Origin of the sequence: Sulfitobacter sp. CW3 (assembly GCF_019392245.1) — a bacterium.
GTDB lineage: Bacteria > Pseudomonadota > Alphaproteobacteria > Rhodobacterales > Rhodobacteraceae > Sulfitobacter.
On record NZ_JAHXRL010000546.1, the window covers coordinates 1 to 238 of the forward strand.

A 238-nucleotide genomic window follows, 5' to 3' on the forward strand; every position below is an offset into this window, starting at 1 on the left:
TAAGGCCCTTTACAGAGAGGGTGTGTAATGAAGCCTACCGTATCTGTGATTATGCCCACGTATAATCACGCGGCCTTCGTAGAACAAGCGATTGCCAGTGTTCTAGCCCAGCGTGACGTGGATTTTGAGCTTATTATCTCAGACGATGGTTCCACTGATGGAACGCGCGAGGTGGTGGCCTCTATCAAGGATGAACGTATAACGTTTTTTCCTAACACGGTGAACCGTGGCGCTTGTG

At 49.6% G+C, this 238-nt stretch carries 1 protein-coding gene; it reads left to right on the forward strand.

Annotated features, from left to right (window positions below; all coding sequences use genetic code 11):
- Positions 1-27: 27 nt before the first annotated feature.
- Positions 28-238 (forward strand): glycosyltransferase (locus KZZ06_RS22180; RefSeq protein WP_219582056.1); only part of this gene is annotated, 211 nt, incomplete at its 3' end.